This is a genomic window from Paraburkholderia fungorum (assembly GCF_003610895.1).
GTDB classification, from domain to species: domain Bacteria; phylum Pseudomonadota; class Gammaproteobacteria; order Burkholderiales; family Burkholderiaceae; genus Paraburkholderia; species Paraburkholderia fungorum_B.
Genome location: NZ_MCAS01000067.1, coordinates 1 through 15790 on the forward strand (window position 1 = coordinate 1; position 15790 = coordinate 15790).

The following is a 15790-nucleotide window of genomic DNA, read 5'->3' on the forward strand; positions in this document are numbered from 1 at the left end:
GTGTAATTCGCGCTCGGCCGGATGATCTTGTTGTCGATCCGTTGCTCGATGATGTGCGCGCTCCAGCCCGCTGTACGGGCGATCACGAACAGCGGCGTGAACATCGCCGTCGGCACGCCCATCATGTGATACGACACCGCGCTGAACCAGTCGAGATTCGGGAACATCTTCTTCGCGTCCGCCATCACGGTTTCCAGCCGCTCGGCGATGCTGAACAGCTTCAGGTTGCCCGCTTCCTTCGAGAGCTTCTTCGCGACTTCCTTGATGACCTTGTTGCGCGGGTCGGAGATCGTGTACACCGGGTGACCGAAACCGATCACCACTTCCTTGTTTTCCACGCGCCTGCGGATGTCCGCTTCGGCTTCGTCAGGCGTCTGGTAGCGCGACTGGATTTCGAACGCGACTTCGTTGGCGCCGCCGTGCTTCGGGCCGCGCAGCGCGCCGATCGCGCCGGTGATCGCCGAGTAAATGTCCGAGCCCGTGCCCGCGATCACGCGGCCAGTGAACGTCGAGGCGTTGAATTCATGTTCGGCGTACAGGTTCAGCGACACGTGCATCGCGTCGACCCACGCCTTCGACGGCTCCACGCCGTGCAGCAGGTGCAGGAAGTGGCCGCCGATCGAGTCGTCGTCGGTTTCGACTTCGATGCGCTTGCCGTTGTGCGAGTAGTGGTACCAGTACAGCAGCATCGAGCCGAGCGAGGCCATCAGCTTGTCGGCGATATCGCGCGCGCCCGCCAGGTTGTGATCGTCCTTCTCCGGCAGCACGGTGCCGAGCACCGAGACGCCGGTGCGCATCACGTCCATCGGGTGCGCGGCGGCCGGGATCCATTCCAGCGCGGCCTTGACGTTCGCGGGCAGGCCGCGCAGCGCCTTGAGCTTCGTCTTGTAGGCGCTCAGTTCGGCCTGGGTCGGCAGCTTTTCGTGGACCAGCAGATAGGCGATCTCTTCGAATTCGCAGGCGCCGGCGATGTCCAGAATGTCGTAGCCGCGGTAGTGCAGATCGTTGCCAGTCTTGCCGACCGTGCACAGCGCCGTGTTGCCCGCCGTCACGCCGGACAGGGCGACGGATTTCTTCGGTTTGAAGGCGCTTTTGGATTCGTTCTCGCCTTGTGCGCCGGCGGTTTGCGTCGTCTCGCTCATCTTCCGCAATCTCCTTTATGCCTGCTCATGATGCGGCTTGCCCGTTAGCGCCCACTTCCGTGAAGAGCGGCGCGGCGTCTTGCGGGACGGCGCGGCCCGTGGATTTCGCGCGACGCAGCACGGACCAGTAGTAGCGATAGCTGGCCCGGTCGTGCAGCGTGTCGTGATGGCGCGTGGGCCCCCATTGCGCGGACTGCGCAGCCAGCAGAATTTCGGTAGCGGTGGCGATTTCTTCGTCGCGCGGTGCAAACGCCGCCACGATCGCCTCGATCTGCGCCGGATGGATGCTCCACATCCGCGTGTAGCCGAATTCGTTGCGGGCACGGGCCGCATCGTTCGCCACCACGCTCATGTCGCGTACTTCCGTGCTGACGTTATGCGAGGGCACCTTGCCGTACGCGTGACAGGCTGCCGAAATCTCGAGCTTCGCGCGTCGCACCAGCGGATGATCGAATTGACCGGGCGAGCGCATCGCGGTATCGGGAATCGCGCCGTCGTGCGCGGAAACAAAGTCCATCAGTCCGAAGCTGAGCGCCTCGACACCGGGGAGCGCGGCCAGATCGAACACGCGAGTCAACGCGCCATGCGTTTCCACCAGCAATTGCACCGGAACAGGCTGCGCAATGCCGAGTTCGCGCCGTGTAGCCTCGATGAACGCAACCATTTCAGCAGCATCGGGGACGCTGCGGATCTTCGGGAGGGTGATGTAAGCAGGTGCACGCTTCGCCGCGCGCAGAATGAGGCGGACGTCGTCACGCCAATGCGCGTGATCGAAGTCGTGAATCCGCACGCCGACGCGGCCAAAGCGGTCGTGTTCGCTGCCCAGCAGCGACGCGACCAGCTCCGCGTGCTCGGCTTCCCGGCCGACCTGCGCGCCGTCTTCACAATCGAGCGTGATGTCGAACACCGGGCCGAGTTGCTGCTGCAATGCCAGAGATTTCAGCATCAGCTTTTCGCTGCCGGCGTAGTGATCGCAGGCAGGCAGCACAGCGGGCGGCACTTCGCCGTCAAACAGCACTTCGGCGGGGGTGAGGGCGCGCATCTTCGGCGTCAGGATTCTGGGTGGTCGGGTGGGTAAATCGGATTCGGACGCGCTCTGCCAGGCGATCAGCCAGCCGTGCGGCAAAGCGCGTTCGAATCAGAGGCGAATGTTGGCACGACAAATTGCGCAGTGAATCGCAATTTCGTGGGATGTACCTGCATTCGCACGTAAAAAACCGGAACCCGCCGCGATAGCGCCACGGAGTTCCGGTTCGTCTGCATCTGGCGCTTAGCCGAGCAGGTGTTGAACGCCTTCGCGCTCTTCGAGCAACTCGTTCAGCGTGCCGTCCATCTTTTCACGCGAGAACGCGTCGATTGCCAGACCTTCGACGCGCTTGTACTCGCCGTTTTCGCACGTAACCGGCACACCGTAGATGATGTCTTCCGGAATGCCGTACGAGCCGTCCGACGGGATACCCATCGTGACCCACTTGCCGTTCGTGCCGAGCACCCAGTCACGCACGTGGTCGATTGCAGCGTTAGCTGCCGACGCTGCCGACGACAGGCCGCGCGCTTCGATAATCGCTGCGCCGCGCTTGCCGACGGTCGGGATGAACGTGTTGCGGTTCCATTCTTCGTCGTTGATCAGCTTGGTCAGGTCTTGACCTTCAGCCGTTGCAACGCGGAAGTCCGGGTACATGGTCGGCGAGTGGTTGCCCCACACAGCCAGCTTTTCGATCGAAGCCACCGGCTTGCCCGACTTGGCAGCCAGTTGCGACAGCGCGCGGTTGTGGTCCAGACGCAGCATGGCGGTGAAGTTCTTCTTCGGCAGATCCGGCGCCGACTTCATCGCGATGTAAGCATTGGTGTTGGCCGGGTTGCCGACCACCAGCACCTTCACGTCGCGGCTGGCGACTTCGTTCAGCGCCTTGCCCTGAACCGTGAAGATTTCGGCGTTTGCCGACAGCAGGTCTTTACGCTCCATGCCTTTCGAACGCGGACGTGCGCCGACCAGCAGGGCAACGTCTGCATCCTTGAATGCAACCTTCGGGTCGTCGGTGATCACGACACCCGACAGCAGCGGGAATGCGCAATCATCCAGTTCCATCACGACGCCTTTGACGGCGCCTTGCGCTTGCGGCAGATCGAGCAGCTGCAGGATAACCGGCTGATCCTTGCCGAGCAGATCGCCGTTGGCGATGCGGAACAGCAGGGAGTAAGCGATTTGACCTGCGGCGCCGGTGACGGCAACGCGCTTTGCGGGCTTAGCCATTGAGAAATCTCCAGGACGATGCGTTAGACGCTAGGGAAAACGCCATTCTATATGCGCGTTCAGCGAAGCGTTGTGAAACACGGCGGAATTCACTGTTCGCGTACAGCCTCGTAATTTTCCGAGGCCGTGCGGCGCGCTGCGGCAAGACCGCCATGCCGGAAACCTGTACCACTGCTTGAGAGTGCGGGGAGCGGGGCATCCTGGCGCCGGGTAGCCGCTGCACGGTGCGGGCTCCAGCAAACAGCGCGTTTCGGCAAGCGTCTGACCAACGAATGGCGGCGAATCGAAACCTGGACTGCGTGGGAACAGCATGGTGCAGAGTGGCTGCCGGTGCGCCACGGCGCTGCATTGCGTAGTGCAAAACAGCCGCCGGAAAACCCGCAAACCCTTGCTCGACAAGGAGTGTAGGAGTCGTCAGACACAAAGTCAACATTATCTTATGTCTTATATAAGACATATCTGTTGCGGGGAAAACCCTAGACGCGGCCCGGCCCTTTATGATGAAATGCGCGGATGAATTCGAACCCGGCGAACACCACGAATCCGAGCGGCCATGGGGCCGCGGGCGAGGGTGTATCCGCTGCCTCGACCGCCACATCGCCCACTTTCAGCCCGCTGTATCAGCAGATCAAGGGCTTGATTACGCAGAGCCTGGAAAGCGGCGAATGGAAACCTGGCGAGATCATTCCTAGTGAAGTCGAATTGGCGGCCAGATACAAGGTCAGTCAAGGAACGGTGCGCAAGGCGATCGACGAGCTTGCCGCCGACAACCTGCTGGTGCGCCGCCAGGGCAAGGGCACTTTTGTTGCAACGCACAATGAAGACCGTGCCCAGTTCCGCTTCCTCAGATTACTGGCCGATGACGGCGCGGAACACCCGCACGTCAGCCGCCTGCTTGAATGCCGGCGCTTGCGCGCTTCGGCGGACATCGCCCGGCAACTCGATCTCAAACCCGCCGATCCGGTGGTGTTGATCAAGCGCTTGCTGCAGTTCGACGGCGAAGTCACCGTACTCGACGAAATCTGGTTGCCCGGCGCGGTGTTTCGCGGGCTCACGCTCGAGCGGCTGTCGGAGTATAAAGGTCCCCTCTACGCGATGTTCGAGACGGAATTCGGCACACGTATGATCCGCGCCACCGAGAAGATCCGCGCGGTCGCGGCCGAACCGGCAGTGGCTGACCTGCTGCATGTGCCGGCGGGTTTTCCGCTGCTGTCGGTCGACCGGGTGTCCTATACATATGGAGACCGGCCGGTTGAGGTGCGCCGTGGTTGGTATGTCACAACCGGGTATTACTATCAGAACGATCTGAGCTGAAGCAGGATGAAAAAAGGCGCCGCGCCCCACGCGCGCGCCTGTTTGAAGGCGCCTTTATCGCGCGTGCTGTAACGGACCTGTGGTGGTTTTCGCTGCAGCGCGATATAAAAAGGCGCTAAAATTGCGGATTAGTGTGACTACATAGTAGGGGTCTAGCATGGCTGAAGCCGTAAAAAAACCGAGGCCGGAATTCCGGAACATCGGTATCGGGCAGATTTTGACGGCATACCGTCTCCCGCTAGCGGGGCGCGTGTCGATCTTGCACCGCCTAAGCGGTGGGCTGCTTTTTGTTTTTCTTCCGTTCCTGCTGTACCTCTTCGATCAGAGCCTGACTTCCGAACTGAGCTTCGAAGTCTTCAAGGGCTTCCTCTCCAACATCGTCGTCAAACTCATCACGCTCGTTCTCGCGTGGGCCTTCCTGTTCCACTTCTGCGCAGGCGTGCGTCACCTGTTCATGGACACGAGCCACGGCCTCACGACTAAAGAGAAGGGCAAGCAGACTTCCATCGTGGTGCTGGTCGTTTCGTCGCTTCTGACGATTGCTTTTGCGCTCAAACTCTTCGGAGCATTCTAAAAAAATGGCAGCTAATAACCGAATCGGTCCGAAGCGTCTCGTCGTCGGCGCACATTACGGTCTGCGCGACTGGCTTGCCCAGCGCATTACCGCCTGCATCATGGCCGTCTACACGGTGATCCTGCTCGCGTGGTTCTTCGGCGCGCGCGATTTCTCGTATGACGGTTGGGCGTCGATCTTTGCAACGCAATGGATGAAGCTCGCCACGTTTGTCACGCTGCTGTCGCTGTTCTATCACGCGTGGGTTGGTATCCGCGACATCTGGATGGACTATGTGAAGCCCGTTGGCATGCGTCTGTTTCTTCAGGCGCTGACGATCGTCTGGCTGCTCGCATGTGCGGGCTACGCTGCGCAGATTCTCTGGAGAGTGTAAAAGAATGGCTGCAATCAAGAATTCTCTGCCGCGTCGCAAGTTTGACGTGGTTATCGTCGGCGCAGGCGGCTCGGGGATGCGCGCTTCGCTGCAACTCGCGCGCGCCGGTCTGTCGGTTTGCGTTCTGTCCAAGGTGTTCCCGACGCGTTCGCACACGGTCGCCGCTCAAGGCGGCATCGGCGCATCGCTCGGCAACATGAGCGAAGACAATTGGCACTATCACTTCTACGACACGATCAAGGGTTCCGACTGGCTCGGCGACCAGGACGCGATCGAGTTCATGTGCCGTGAAGCACCGAACGCCGTGTACGAGCTCGAACACTTCGGCATGCCGTTCGACCGCAACGCCGACGGCACGATTTACCAACGCCCGTTCGGCGGTCACACCGCGAACTACGGCGAAAAGCCGGTGCAACGCGCTTGCGCGGCGGCTGACCGTACCGGTCACGCGCTGCTGCACACGCTGTATCAGCAAAACGTGGCTGCCAAGACGCAGTTCTTCGTCGAATGGATGGCGCTGGATCTGATCCGCGACGCCGACGGCGACGTGCTTGGCGTGACCGCGCTGGAAATGGAAACGGGTGACGTTTACATCCTCGAAGGCAAGACCACGCTGTTCGCTACGGGCGGCGCAGGCCGGATCTTCGCGGCATCCACGAACGCGTTCATCAACACGGGTGACGGTCTGGGCATGGCGGCGCGTTCGGGCATCGCGCTGCAAGACATGGAATTCTGGCAATTCCACCCCACCGGCGTGGCCGGCGCGGGCGTGCTGATTACCGAAGGTGTGCGTGGTGAAGGCGGCATTCTGCGTAACTCGAACGGCGAGCGTTTCATGGAACGCTACGCGCCGACGCTGAAGGATCTGGCGCCGCGCGACTTCGTTTCGCGTTCGATGGATCAGGAAATCAAGGAAGGCCGCGGCGTGGGTCCGAACAAGGATCACGTGCTGCTCGACCTGTCGCACATCGGCGCCGAGACGATCATGAAGCGTCTGCCGTCGATCCGCGAAATCGCGATGAAGTTTGCGAACGTCGATTGTATTAAAGAGCCGATTCCGGTTGTGCCGACCATCCACTATCAGATGGGCGGTATCCCGACGAACATCAACGGCCAGGTCGTTGGCACGTCGCGGGATCACAAGGAAGTCGTCAACGGTTTCTACGCAGTGGGCGAATGCTCGTGCGTGTCGGTGCACGGCGCGAACCGTCTCGGCACGAACTCGCTGCTCGACCTGGTGGTATTCGGCCGGGCGGCCGGCAACCACATCGTCAAGCATGTGAAGGACATCAAGGAACACAAGCCGCTGCCGGCCGACGCGGGCGATTTCTCGCTGGCACGTCTGAACAAGCTGGACAAGTCCACGTCGGGCGAATACTCGCAAACCGTTGCGGCCGACATCCGTTCCACGATGCAGGCACACGCCGGCGTGTTCCGTACGTCGAAGCTGCTGGCCGAAGGCGTCGAGCGGATTCGCGAAGTGGCTGACCGGGTCGACAACATCTACCTGAAAGACAAGTCGAAGGTGTTCAACACGGCGCGTATTGAAGCGTTGGAAGTGGAGAACCTGATTGAAGTGGCGCGCGCCACGATGGTTTCCGCCGAGGCGCGCAAGGAAAGCCGTGGCGCGCATGCGCAAAACGACTTTGAACATCGCGACGACGAAAACTGGCTGCGCCATACGCTGTGGTTCAGCGAAGGCGATCGCCTCGACTACAAGCCGGTTCAAATGCAACCGCTGACCGTCGAATCGGTGCCGCCGAAAGCGCGTACCTTCTAAGGCACAAGTCAAAGGAATTCAGGAAAATGGCTAAGCGTACATTCGAAATTTACCGCTACGATCCGGATAAGGACGCAGCACCGCGCATGCAAACGTACGAGATCGAAATCGACTCGCACGAACGCATGCTGCTCGACGCGCTGCTCAAGCTGAAGGCGATGGACGAAACCTTGTCGTTCCGCCGTTCGTGCCGCGAAGGCGTGTGCGGTTCGGACGCAATGAACATCAACGGCAAGAACGGTCTGGCCTGCTTGCAGAACATGAACGACCTGCCGCAAAAGATCGTGCTGCGTCCGCTGCCGGGCCTGCCGGTCGTGCGCGACCTGATCTGCGACTTCACGCAGTTCTTCAACCAGTACCACTCGATCAAGCCGTATCTGATCAACGATACGCCGCCGCCGGAAAAGGAACGTCTGCAGTCGCCGGAAGAACGCGACGAGCTCGACGGCCTGTACGAATGTATTCTGTGTGCCAGCTGCTCGACCTCGTGCCCGAGCTTCTGGTGGAATCCGGACAAGTTCGTCGGCCCGGCTGGCCTGTTGCAAGCCTATCGTTTCATCGCGGATAGCCGCGACGAAGCCACGGGTGAGCGCCTCGACAACCTGGAAGATCCGTACCGTCTGTTCCGTTGCCATACCATCATGAATTGCGTCGACGTCTGCCCGAAGGGCCTGAACCCGACCAAGGCGATTGGCAAGATCAAGGAATTGATGGTTCGCCGCGCAGTTTGATATGAATAGCGCCCACGCTCCCTGTCGTTCGCTGCCCCCGAGGGGACGGTCGGTACGCTTGGGGCGCTCCGGCGCGCACTGACATGAACACCGAAACATCGCATCAGTCCGACCCTCTCCGCCGCGCGCGTCTTCGCTGGCGTGCGCGGCGGGGCCTGCTGGAAAACGATCTGATCTTTGAACGTTTTTTCAGCCGATATGAGCATGACCTCAGCGATGCCGACGTGGGTGCGCTCACGCACCTGCTCGAGCTGAGCGATAACGACCTGATGGACTTGCTGCTGGCCCGCAAGGAACCGGAAGGCGAGCTTGCCGACCCGGATGTGATCCGGGTGCTGGAGCTGTTGCGGAATGCTTGAGCGCCGCTAACGTCTCGAGCGCCGCTTGTCCGTTGTTCCCAGGCGTGCAAATTATCGAAACCCTGTTTCCATACTTCGATTGAGGATGTGCTATGACCCCGTCAGATGTTAAAGCCACGCTATCGTTCAGCGACAATTCGCCGAGCGTTGAAATGCCGATTTATAAGGGCACTCTCGGCCCGGACGTGATCGACATTCGCAAACTGTACGGCCAGACTGGCAAGTTCACGTACGACCCGGGCTTCATGTCGACGGCGGCGTGCAATTCGGCGATCACCTACATCGACGGCGATAAGGGCGAGCTGCTGTACCGCGGCTACCCGATCGACAACCTCGCGCAAAACGCCGACTTCCTCGAAACGTGCTACCTGCTGCTGAAGGGCGAACTGCCGAACGAGCAGCAGAAGGCCGAGTTCGTCAACACCGTCACGAAGCACACGATGGTGCACGAGCAGATGCACTTCTTCTTCCGTGGTTTCCGCCGTGACGCACACCCGATGGCGATTCTGGTCGCGGCCGTCGGCGCACTGTCGGCGTTCTATCACGACTCGCTCGACATCAACAATCCGCGTCACCGTGAAGTGTCGGCGATTCGCATGATCGCGAAGCTGCCCACGCTGGTCGCCATGGCGTACAAGTACAGCATCGGCCAGCCGTTTGCGTACCCGAAGAACGACCTGTCGTACAGCGCGAACTTCATGCACATGATGTTCTCGAACCCGTGCGAAGAGTACAAGGTCAACGATGTGCTGGTGCGCGCGCTCGACCGCATCCTGATCCTGCACGCTGACCACGAACAGAATGCGTCGACTTCGACGGTTCGTCTGGCGGGTTCGTCGGGCGCTAACCCGTTCGCGTGTATCGCGGCCGGTATCGCTTGTCTGTGGGGCCCGGCGCACGGCGGTGCGAACGAAGCCGCACTGAACATGCTGGAAGAAATCGGCTCGGTCGACAACATTCCTGAGTTCATCAAGCAGGTGAAGGACAAGAACTCTGGCGTGAAGCTGATGGGCTTCGGTCACCGCGTCTACAAGAACTACGATCCGCGTGCGAAGCTGATGCGCGAAACCTGCCACGAAGTGCTGGAAGAACTGGGCCTGCACGACGACCCGCTGTTCAAGCTGGCCATGGCGCTGGAAAAAATCGCGCTGGAAGACGAATACTTCGTGTCGCGCAAGCTGTACCCGAACGTCGACTTCTACTCGGGCATCGTGCAACGCGCGCTGGGCATCCCGACCTCGATGTTCACGTGTATCTTCGCGATGGCACGTACGGTCGGCTGGATTGCACAGTGGAACGAAATGATTGCCGATCCGGAACAGAAGATTGGCCGTCCGCGTCAGCTGTTCATCGGCGACACGCAACGCGAAGCGAAGCCGATTGCGCAACGCTAAGCGGTAGTCGTTCCCCGCGTTGCATGGCCTGAGGGTCGTACAGCGCGCGAAGCAGGATGGATAAAAAACGCCTCAACGGGTTGACCGTTGAGGCGTTTTGTTTTGGGTGCGTGCAATTCGCGTGCGGCAAATGAGCGCGAGCGGAGCAAATCCTGATGCCAATTGCCGCAGCCTGCGTCCGGCAGGTCCGAGCAGGCAGAAAATGAGAGACGGTGCGAAGCCAGCAACCGCTCTTCGCGTCTTCCATCCGCGAGGAGGGCCAATCAAATGGCAAAGAAGTTCCCTATTCACCCGAAGCATCCCGAACGAAATTGCTGGGGATGCGATAAATACTGTGCCGCTGATTCGATGAGCTGCGGAAACGGCAACGTCCGCACACAACATCCCGTTGAATTGCTTGGCGAAGACTGGCTCGAATGGGAGCAAAGTCTTGCCGCGGAACTGTCAGACGCGGTGCGGCGCCCGCAATAGGTCCGTTTCAAGCCGATGTGCGTGTTCGCGTGTCGCGCCGCGATCCCTGAACGTGCTTGGCGCTGCATCGCGCACGCCGCGCACTCTCATGCCGGGTAACGCCCATACAGGTATCGTCACTACTACCCAACTCACTGTTTTTTATCGGTTTTTCCCTCGGTTCATGGTCCCAAAGCGCGGTTCTGCGTGGCATAATCGACTGACACAGTCAGTCCCGCAGTCATTACTACCCCGCATACCATGGCACAGACGCTCTACGACAAATTGTGGAACACACACGTGGTCCACACGGAAGAAGACGGCACGACGATTCTCTATATCGACCGTCACCTGCTGCACGAAGTCACCAGCCCTCAGGCGTTTGAAGGCCTGAAACTGGCTGAGCGTCCGGTGTGGCGTATCAGCGCGAATCTGGCAGTGTCGGACCACAACGTCCCCACCACGGATCGCAGCCACGGCATTGCCGATCCGGTCTCCAAGCTGCAAGTCGATACACTCGACACGAACTGCGACGCCTATGGCATCACGCAGTTCAAGATGAACGACTTGCGTCAAGGCATCGTGCACATTATCGGGCCGGAACAGGGCGCTACCCTGCCGGGCATGACGATCGTCTGCGGTGACTCGCACACGTCCACGCACGGTGCGTTCGGCGCACTGGCGCACGGCATCGGCACCTCGGAAGTCGAGCACGTGCTGGCCACACAAACGCTCTTGCAGAAGAAGAGCAAGAACATGCTGGTAAAGGTCGAAGGCCCGTTGCCGCGCGGTTGTACCGCGAAAGACATCGTGCTCGCGATTATCGGCAAGATCGGCACGGCAGGCGGCACCGGCTACGCAATCGAATTCGGCGGTTCAACGATTCGCGCGTTGTCCATGGAAGGCCGCATGACGGTCTGCAACATGGCGATCGAAGCGGGCGCGCGCGCCGGCATGGTCGCCGTGGACGACACCACCATTGAATACCTGAAGGGCCGTCCGTTCTCGCCGGCAGGCGTCGAGTGGGATCACGCGGTCGAGTACTGGAAGCAGTTCAAGACGGACGAAGGCGCCCAATTCGATCGCGTGGTCGAGTTGAACGCGGCGGAAATCGTGCCGCAAGTCACGTGGGGCACGTCGCCGGAGATGGTCACGGCAATCGACGGCCGCGTGCCGGATCCGGAACGCGAAAAGGACCCGGTCAAGCGCGACGCGATGGAACGCGCGCTGAAGTACATGGCGCTCGAACCGAACGCGCCGATCGAATCCATCAAGCCGGATAAAATCTTCATCGGGTCGTGCACCAACGCGCGCATTGAAGACATTCGCGCTGCGGCTTACGTCGTGAAAAAGCTGGGCCGCCGCGTCGCACCGAACATCCGTCTGGCCATGGTCGTGCCGGGTTCGGGTCTGGTGAAGGCGCAAGCGGAACGCGAAGGCCTCGACAAGGTCTTTACCGATGCCGGTTTCGAATGGCGTGAGCCCGGTTGCTCGATGTGTCTTGCAATGAACGCCGACCGGCTGGACCCGGGCGAGCGTTGCGCATCCACGTCGAATCGTAATTTCGAAGGTCGTCAGGGCGCCGGTGGCCGTACCCACCTCGTGAGCCCCGCGATGGCTGCCGCTGCGGCTATCGAAGGGCATTTCGTCGATATTCGCAAGCTTGGATAAACACGCATGATGAAGAACATGAATCGCACCACTCTATTGCGCCGCCTCGCACTCGGTACGCTCGCCGGGCTATTGCTCGGTCTGGCCGGCTGCAACACGGTGCACGGATTCGGCGAGGACATGTCGCACCTCGGCAATTCGATCAGCAATCACGCTGACAAATAAGCGATTTTTGATTTTTGCCGGCGGCGCGCCGGGCGGCTTTCCGGTCGCCACGCGCATCGCCCGGTCTTGAAACAGGCGCAAGCGTCATGGATAAATTCATCGTACACACCGGCGTTGTGGCGCCGCTCGATCGCGAGAACGTCGACACGGACGCGATCATTCCGAAGCAATTCCTGAAGTCGATCAAGCGCACGGGCTTCGGTCCGAACGCGTTCGACGAATGGCGTTACCTCGATCACGGCGAACCGGGTCAGGACAACTCGAAGCGTCCGCTGAATCCGGATTTCGTGCTGAATCAGCCGCGCTATCAGGGCGCATCGGTGCTGTTGGCGCGCAAAAACTTCGGTTGCGGCAGCTCGCGTGAGCACGCACCGTGGGCGCTGCAGCAATACGGCTTCCGCGCAATCATCGCGCCGAGCTTCGCCGATATTTTCTACAACAACTGCTTCAAGAACGGCCTGCTGCCGATCGTGCTGACCGAACAGCAAGTCGACCATCTGTTCAACGAAACGTACGCATTCAACGGCTTCCAGTTGACCATCGACCTGGACGCGCAAGTCGTGCGCACGTCGGACGGCGCCGCCGCGTATCCGTTCGAAGTCGCGGGCTTCCGCAAGTACTGCCTGCTGAACGGCTTTGACGATATCGGCCTGACGCTGCGTCACGCGGACAAGATTCGCCAGTTCGAAGCTGAGCGGATCGCCAAGCAGCCGTGGCTGAATCACCGCATCGTCGGTTAAAGGCTTTCAGGCCTGAGAGCCCGGCGGCTCACTGAATTACGCTCTCAAGAAAACGCCGGGCCGTCCCAAGCTTTCTCGCTCCCCTCGGGGGCCTGGAGCGAAGCGACAGGTCTGGGGGCGCTAATGAAGTTTCGAAGAAAATCATCAAGGAAACTCGCATGAAGATCGCAGTCTTGCCGGGCGACGGCATCGGTCCCGAAATCGTCAAGGAGGCCGTGAAGGTCCTGAACGTGCTCGGCGAAAAGTTCGAGCTCGAAGAAGCGCCGGTTGGCGGCGCGGGCTACGAAGCGAAGGGCCATCCGCTGCCCGATTCGACGCTGGCGCTGGCGAAAGAGGCCGATGCGATCCTGTTCGGCGCCGTTGGCGACTGGAAGTACGACTCGCTCGAGCGCGCGCTGCGCCCGGAGCAGGCGATTCTCGGTCTGCGTAAGCACTTGCAATTGTTCGCGAACTTCCGTCCGGCGATCTGCTATCCGCAACTCACCGGCGCTTCGTCGCTGAAGGAAGAAATCGTCTCGGGTCTCGACATCCTGATCGTGCGCGAACTGAACGGCGACATTTACTTCGGCGCACCGCGCGGTGTGCGTTCTTCGCCGGATGGGCTGTTCGAAGGCGCGAAAGAAGGCTTCGACACGATGCGTTATTCGGAACCTGAAGTGCGCCGCATCGCGCACGTCGCGTTCCAGGCCGCGCAAAAGCGCCAGAAGAAACTGACGAGCGTGGACAAGGCGAATGTGCTCGAAACGTCGCAGTTCTGGCGTGACGTGATGATCGACGTGTCGAAGGAATATGCGGACGTCGAGCTGTCGCACATGTACGTGGACAACGCGGCGATGCAGCTGGTGAAAGCGCCGAAGGCATTCGACGTGGTGGTGACCGGCAACATGTTCGGCGACATCCTCTCCGACGAGGCCGCCATGCTCACGGGTTCGATCGGCATGCTGCCGTCGGCCTCGCTGGACAAGAATAACAAGGGCTTGTACGAGCCCTCGCACGGCTCCGCGCCGGACATCGCCGGTAAGGGTGTGGCGAATCCGCTGGCAACGATCCTGTCGGCCGCGATGATGCTGCGCTATTCGCTGAACAAGGCGGAACAGGCGGATCGTATCGAAACGGCGGTGAAAAAGGTGTTGGAACAGGGCTTCCGCACCGGCGACATTCTGACGCCGGGCTGCAAGCAGGTCGGCACCGTGGCGATGGGCGATGCAGTCGTCGCCGCGCTGTAAGGCGCTTTGGCGCAGGAAGTAGCAAGGCGTTGGTTAGGTCGTCAAACGGCCTTTAAAACGCGAATTGGCCTCGAAACAGGCCGATTCGCGCGTAATACGGACGATCGCGGCAGACAATCAGGCCGCCAGATTCCGGTTTTCGTGTATATTGTAGCGATGGCGCACACGGCTCAAATCTCCCTGATTTCGAAACTCCACGGCAAAACCGCCCGTGTGGTTGAGCTCGCCATTACCACCACCAAAACGATTACCCCGAAAACGATCACGAAACGCTGATCGTCCGTCGTGCCCGCTCATCTTCCCCGCGCGGTCACTGCGGGCAAAGATGCGGGGAAGTTTCCATTCGAAGGGTATGAAGTCATGAACGTAGGTCTCGTAGGTTGGCGCGGTATGGTCGGTAGCGTCCTGATGCAACGTATGCAGCAGGAAGGCGATTTCGACTTGATCGAACCGGTGTTTTTCAGCACCAGCAACGCGGGCGGCAACGCGCCGTCGTTCGCCAAAAACGAGACCAAGCTCAAAGATGCAACAAGCATCGAAGACCTGAAGAAGTGCGAAGCGATCATTTCCTGCCAGGGCGGCGATTACACGAATGAAGTGTTCCCGAAGCTGCGCGCAGCGGGCTGGAACGGCTACTGGATCGACGCGGCTTCTTCGCTGCGCATGAAAGACGATGCAGTCATCATTCTCGATCCGGTCAACCTCGACGTAATCAAGAACGCGCTGGTCAAGGGCCAGAAGAATTTCATCGGCGGCAACTGCACGGTTAGCCTGATGTTGATGGCGCTGGGCGGTCTGTTCCGCGAAAACCTCGTCGACTGGATGACGGCCATGACGTATCAGGCCGCTTCGGGCGCGGGCGCGCAAAACATGCGCGAACTGCTGCAGCAAATGGGCACGCTGTACGGCGCGGCCAAGGAAGACCTGGCTGATCCGTCGTCGGCGATTCTCGACATCGACCGCCGTGTGCTGAGCGCCATGAACAGCGATCGTATGCCGACCGACAACTTCGGCGTGCCGCTCGCCGGCTCGCTGATTCCGTGGATCGACAAGGATCTCGGCAACGGCATGTCGAAGGAAGAGTGGAAGGGCGGCGCGGAAACTAACAAGATCCTCGGCAAGCCGGCCATGGGCACGCCGGGTTCAATCCCGGTTGACGGCCTCTGTGTGCGGATCGGCGCAATGCGCTGCCACTCGCAGGCGCTGACCATCAAGCTGAACAAGGATGTGCCGCTGGACGAAGTGAATAGCATCCTCGCGTCGGGCAATGACTGGGTCAAGGTCGTGCCGAATGAACGCGAAGCGTCGATGCGCGATCTGTCCCCGGCCGTGGTGACGGGCACGCTGACCGTGCCGGTTGGCCGTGTGCGCAAACTGGCGATGGGCGGCGAATATCTGTCGGCCTTCACGGTCGGCGATCAACTGCTGTGGGGCGCGGCGGAACCGCTGCGTCGCATGCTTCGCATTGTGCTCGACAAGTAAAGTAAACTACGCGCTCACGACGCGTAGAAAACTCAAGAAGCGTCGCGCTTGCGCGGCGCTTTTTTCATTGTGTGCTCCGATTATCTTGTCTCTTTCCAACCGCAAAAAAGGGCTGCGCGCTGACGCGCCAGGGGT

The 15790-nt window shown here is 60.5% G+C and carries 16 protein-coding genes; 13 read left to right on the forward strand and 3 right to left on the reverse strand.

The window, feature by feature from the left end; all coding sequences use genetic code 11:
* The 3 genes from prpC to BCY88_RS35625 all read right to left on the reverse strand — a co-directional run.
* Positions 1 to 1142, reverse strand: a 1142-nt coding sequence (gene prpC / locus BCY88_RS35615) for a bifunctional 2-methylcitrate synthase/citrate synthase (RefSeq protein ID WP_120348773.1), incomplete at its 3' end; no start/stop codon positions are given.
* A 25-nt stretch (positions 1143 to 1167) separates the two neighbouring features.
* A complete protein-coding gene (locus tag BCY88_RS35620; protein ID WP_120349006.1) occupies positions 1168 to 2184 on the reverse strand; it encodes an HpcH/HpaI aldolase/citrate lyase family protein in 1017 nt (338 codons plus the stop codon).
* Between the two features lie 228 nt (positions 2185 to 2412).
* Positions 2413 to 3396, reverse strand: a complete 984-nt coding sequence (locus BCY88_RS35625; protein ID WP_074289036.1) for a malate dehydrogenase — start codon at positions 3394 to 3396, stop codon at positions 2413 to 2415.
* A 513-nt stretch (positions 3397 to 3909) separates the two neighbouring features.
* On the opposite strand from BCY88_RS35625, the gene BCY88_RS35630 reads away from it, so the two are divergent.
* The 13 genes from BCY88_RS35630 to asd all read left to right on the forward strand — a co-directional run bounded on the left by BCY88_RS35630 (position 3910) and on the right by asd (position 15655).
* Positions 3910 to 4710 (forward strand): GntR family transcriptional regulator, encoded by an 801-nt coding sequence (locus BCY88_RS35630; protein WP_120348774.1) that lies wholly within the window; start codon positions 3910 to 3912, stop codon positions 4708 to 4710.
* Between the two features lie 157 nt (positions 4711 to 4867).
* Positions 4868 to 5284, forward strand: coding sequence for a succinate dehydrogenase, cytochrome b556 subunit (gene sdhC, locus BCY88_RS35635; protein ID WP_074289034.1), 417 nt, complete (start codon positions 4868 to 4870; stop codon positions 5282 to 5284).
* A 4-nt stretch (positions 5285 to 5288) separates the two neighbouring features.
* Complete coding sequence (sdhD, locus tag BCY88_RS35640; RefSeq protein ID WP_063498406.1) at positions 5289 to 5657, forward strand: succinate dehydrogenase, hydrophobic membrane anchor protein; 369 nt, start codon at positions 5289 to 5291, stop codon at positions 5655 to 5657.
* Positions 5658 to 5661: 4 nt separating this feature from the next.
* Positions 5662 to 7437, forward strand: coding sequence for a succinate dehydrogenase flavoprotein subunit (gene sdhA / locus BCY88_RS35645; RefSeq protein WP_028196110.1), 1776 nt, complete (start codon positions 5662 to 5664; stop codon positions 7435 to 7437).
* Between the two features lie 26 nt (positions 7438 to 7463).
* Positions 7464 to 8168 (forward strand): succinate dehydrogenase iron-sulfur subunit, encoded by a 705-nt coding sequence (locus tag BCY88_RS35650; protein ID WP_054034792.1) that lies wholly within the window; start codon positions 7464 to 7466, stop codon positions 8166 to 8168.
* 83 nt (positions 8169 to 8251) lie between these two features.
* Entirely contained in the window at positions 8252 to 8527 is a 276-nt protein-coding gene (locus BCY88_RS35655; RefSeq protein ID WP_120348775.1) for an FAD assembly factor SdhE, read from the forward strand.
* Between the two features lie 92 nt (positions 8528 to 8619).
* On the forward strand, positions 8620 to 9921 hold the full coding sequence (gene gltA / locus BCY88_RS35660; RefSeq protein ID WP_120348776.1) for a citrate synthase: 1302 nt from the start codon (positions 8620 to 8622) through the stop codon (positions 9919 to 9921).
* A 267-nt stretch (positions 9922 to 10188) separates the two neighbouring features.
* Entirely contained in the window at positions 10189 to 10392 is a 204-nt protein-coding gene (locus BCY88_RS35665; protein ID WP_120348777.1) for a DUF3079 domain-containing protein, read from the forward strand.
* Between the two features lie 240 nt (positions 10393 to 10632).
* Positions 10633 to 12042, forward strand: a complete 1410-nt coding sequence (gene leuC / locus BCY88_RS35670; protein WP_120348778.1) for a 3-isopropylmalate dehydratase large subunit — start codon at positions 10633 to 10635, stop codon at positions 12040 to 12042.
* Between the two features lie 6 nt (positions 12043 to 12048).
* Positions 12049 to 12207 carry an entericidin A/B family lipoprotein gene (locus tag BCY88_RS35675; protein ID WP_120348779.1) on the forward strand — a complete coding sequence of 53 codons (159 nt, stop codon included), beginning with the start codon at positions 12049 to 12051 and terminating at the stop codon, positions 12205 to 12207.
* An 86-nt stretch (positions 12208 to 12293) separates the two neighbouring features.
* Entirely contained in the window at positions 12294 to 12947 is a 654-nt protein-coding gene (gene leuD, locus BCY88_RS35680; protein ID WP_120348780.1) for a 3-isopropylmalate dehydratase small subunit, read from the forward strand.
* Between the two features lie 158 nt (positions 12948 to 13105).
* The gene (gene leuB, locus BCY88_RS35685) at positions 13106 to 14173 is read left to right on the forward strand and encodes a 3-isopropylmalate dehydrogenase (protein WP_074289025.1); all 1068 of its coding nucleotides are present in this window, start codon (positions 13106 to 13108) and stop codon (positions 14171 to 14173) included.
* A 360-nt stretch (positions 14174 to 14533) separates the two neighbouring features.
* Complete coding sequence (gene asd / locus BCY88_RS35695; protein WP_027805102.1) at positions 14534 to 15655, forward strand: aspartate-semialdehyde dehydrogenase; 1122 nt, start codon at positions 14534 to 14536, stop codon at positions 15653 to 15655.
* Positions 15656 to 15790 lie beyond the last annotated feature (135 nt).

What these genes read in the sequence shown, in the direction of transcription:
- BCY88_RS35620 (WP_120349006.1), bottom strand. Translation starts at nt 2,184, where the DNA reads ATGCGCGCCCTCACCCCCGCCGAAGTGCTGTTTGACGGCGAAGTGCCG.
- BCY88_RS35625 (WP_074289036.1), bottom strand. Translation starts at nt 3,396, where the DNA reads ATGGCTAAGCCCGCAAAGCGCGTTGCCGTCACCGGCGCCGCAGGTCAA.
- BCY88_RS35630 (WP_120348774.1), top strand. Translation starts at nt 3,910, where the DNA reads ATGAATTCGAACCCGGCGAACACCACGAATCCGAGCGGCCATGGGGCC.
- sdhC (WP_074289034.1), top strand. Translation starts at nt 4,868, where the DNA reads ATGGCTGAAGCCGTAAAAAAACCGAGGCCGGAATTCCGGAACATCGGT.
- sdhD (WP_063498406.1), top strand. Translation starts at nt 5,289, where the DNA reads ATGGCAGCTAATAACCGAATCGGTCCGAAGCGTCTCGTCGTCGGCGCA.
- sdhA (WP_028196110.1), top strand. Translation starts at nt 5,662, where the DNA reads ATGGCTGCAATCAAGAATTCTCTGCCGCGTCGCAAGTTTGACGTGGTT.
- BCY88_RS35650 (WP_054034792.1), top strand. Translation starts at nt 7,464, where the DNA reads ATGGCTAAGCGTACATTCGAAATTTACCGCTACGATCCGGATAAGGAC.
- BCY88_RS35655 (WP_120348775.1), top strand. Translation starts at nt 8,252, where the DNA reads ATGAACACCGAAACATCGCATCAGTCCGACCCTCTCCGCCGCGCGCGT.
- gltA (WP_120348776.1), top strand. Translation starts at nt 8,620, where the DNA reads ATGACCCCGTCAGATGTTAAAGCCACGCTATCGTTCAGCGACAATTCG.
- BCY88_RS35665 (WP_120348777.1), top strand. Translation starts at nt 10,189, where the DNA reads ATGGCAAAGAAGTTCCCTATTCACCCGAAGCATCCCGAACGAAATTGC.
- leuC (WP_120348778.1), top strand. Translation starts at nt 10,633, where the DNA reads ATGGCACAGACGCTCTACGACAAATTGTGGAACACACACGTGGTCCAC.
- BCY88_RS35675 (WP_120348779.1), top strand. Translation starts at nt 12,049, where the DNA reads ATGATGAAGAACATGAATCGCACCACTCTATTGCGCCGCCTCGCACTC.
- leuD (WP_120348780.1), top strand. Translation starts at nt 12,294, where the DNA reads ATGGATAAATTCATCGTACACACCGGCGTTGTGGCGCCGCTCGATCGC.
- leuB (WP_074289025.1), top strand. Translation starts at nt 13,106, where the DNA reads ATGAAGATCGCAGTCTTGCCGGGCGACGGCATCGGTCCCGAAATCGTC.
- asd (WP_027805102.1), top strand. Translation starts at nt 14,534, where the DNA reads ATGAACGTAGGTCTCGTAGGTTGGCGCGGTATGGTCGGTAGCGTCCTG.